At 26.4% G+C, this 2745-nt stretch carries 1 protein-coding gene; it reads right to left on the bottom strand.

Features of this window, described 5'->3' with window-relative positions:
• Positions 1 to 849: 849 nt before the first annotated feature.
• A complete protein-coding gene (locus tag AC5EAH_RS07925) occupies positions 850 to 1806 on the bottom strand; it encodes a protein rep (protein ID WP_493494241.1) in 957 nt (318 codons plus the stop codon).
• Between the last annotated feature and the right edge of the window lie 939 nt (positions 1807 to 2745).

Genomic DNA, 2745 nt, shown 5'->3' on the forward strand with positions numbered 1-2745 from the left:
AAGTAACTCAATTATTATAACATAAATCAATTTATTTCTTTTTCTTTGCAACTTTTTAAAAAGTTGCTCAAAACAATTCGGCTCGCTTCGGAAGAAAATAATGTTTCGCTTGCTTAAAAAAAGACAATGACCGAGTTGTATTTTTTTCATTCTTCAAAAAATCTCCACTCTTAAATCATTGCTTTTTTTATTTTTAAAATTTTTTTCGCAACTGGCGACGCAAGGAAGTTAAATAATTTTTATTTTTTCCGTCGCTTTTTCTAGTTTAAATTTTAAAAAACACACGCTTTATTTTTCTTCTGTTTAATTTTATAAAAAAATTTTTTAATCTAATTTACTTTTTCAAAATTCTATTTTTTATTTTTTATTGAGTTTTATTGTGACGGAATAAATATTTTTTATTTTACAATCTCTTAATACCGTCTTAAATTCAATTTTAAAAACACTTATAAATCATCTTATAAATCACTTATAAAAATTTTTATAAACTCTTAAAATCAAAATATGAGCGAAATACAATATATTTACTATAGAGCATAAGAGAAAACTGACATCAAACACCTATACTTTAGGTACCTAAAGCGTGTTGATGGTTGGCAGTGCCAACAGTTTTCCTTATGCTTTTACCGGTACCGGTCATGATATCAAATTTTAGCTAAAAGTACCGGTAAAGTACCTGTTTGGTACCGGTTTGGTACCAAAAACCACGAATAATTACTCTCTATTGCACCGGTCAGGTACCGGTAATATACGTTAAATTATGAAAAAGTACCGGCTAGGTACCACAAATATCCATTTTTAAAATCTCAAAAAATTAAAAAAATGACATCTTTTTTAAAGACATCACTTTTAATCTTTTATAAAATAATTTTTTCTTTCCCAATTCCACACCGCAATAATTTCTTTACCTGGTGTTACTTCGTTTTTTTCATCATCAATTTTTATCAAATCGCCATTTTCTAAATCATCTAATTGCAACTCTTTATAAATTTTTTTCAACAAACCACCATAACCTATTTGTCTTTTTTTATAAAGTCCTTGCATTAAATCATCTACTATTTTTAATTTTTGTTCTTCACTTGCTTGTAATGTATCAATTGGTTTTACTGGATACTTTGCAGTTTCTATAATTGCATTTTTTATATCTTTCTCATCATTTGATTTTTTTGATCGTACTTTTCTAATATCAACTATCGGTAAATAATCTAACTGAGCACCTTGTTGCCACATCTGTTGCCATTCTTTTTGAGAAATATAATTTTCACTAGTACCTTTAAAATAACTAGACTTAACCATTAATAAAACATGTATATGTGGATGATATAATTCTGTTTCTGAATTAAACGTTACTTCAGTCGAACGTAAATACCCAATTAAATTTTTTACAACTTTCGTTCTTTTCATCAATCTTCTAAATGATTTTGTTAAATCACTCATTGTTTTATTTAACATATCACCTTTAATATTTTTTACAGTCAATGTTAAAAATAAAAATTTTGCTTTTGGTTCTTTTTCTATCGCTTTATCTATTACTTGTGTTGCTTGATAACTATGTTTCATTGCACGTCGCCAATTACAAAGCGGACACAACTTATTTTTACAAAACCAAGTTTGATATAATCTTAAAATATCATTATCTTTTTTAAATTTTAAAACTTCTGCACATTGCATCACATTATTAAATTGTTTATATCCTAATTTTTCCAATCTATTTGATAAATCAATATTCATCAATTTACGTTCTTTCCATTTTCTATCTTTACCTTTTTTCGAAACATCAATAAAAATTTGTTGATTTTCTTCCATTTTTCTAGTACCATTCTAAGAGAAGAAATTATTTATAAATAATTAAAGCTCTTGCCTTTCTAAAATAAAATATGTTTTTGTCTCAACAACTAAAGCATACTACTTATTTTATACCAAAGCAAGGCTTTTTTTTTTACGAAAAATATAGACACCCCAAGAGTTTAACTCATATTAAAACCACAAAAATCTCTCGACTTTTATTTCTAATAGTATCAAGTTAAGAAGAAACTCGACAACAAGTTGTCTCATTTCTATTCAAAATCCAAATGAAATCATCTAAACTATGACTAGTTATATAAACTAATTATCAATTCAAATACAAAAAAAGACTTAAAACATAATAATATCAACAGTTTTAAGTCTTTTAATATTTATTTCTAAAATCTAATAAATTCATTTAATCTATTCCTTTATAAATTTAGTAATATTTAAAAAACGTCAAATATTACTTAAAAATCGCTTAGTATCAACGTTTAAGAGGTTTAGAGTATATAAGTTAGCCCCCCTATTAGTAGGGGGGGCTTTGAAAACTTCATTTTCAAACACAACTTCGTTAACAAACACGCACGCTGTGCTTAAGTCTCTGACTTAGTTTGTTGTGTGTTTGTCTATACTAGACCACCACACTTGCTCAACTCTGTTATGTGTATATTTTATTAATAAATACATAATATCACTTTAACTTTTTCATTTCAAGTTGCTATAAAAAAATATATAAGATATAATTCAAATATAAGCAATTACGAAGATTGCATAAGTTACACAAAAAAGACAGAGTGTCAGCTCTGTCTTTTTCTTTATCTTTAGACTTATTACTCACTTATAAATATCTATCAAGCCATTTACAGATAATATAAGCAAAAACATCTGCTACGATAGATAACAATAAATTTACGAAGATTTCAAACATAAGTTACACCTCCAATCTGTTACCAGATT

Source organism: Staphylococcus sp. B1(2026) (assembly GCF_058895785.1).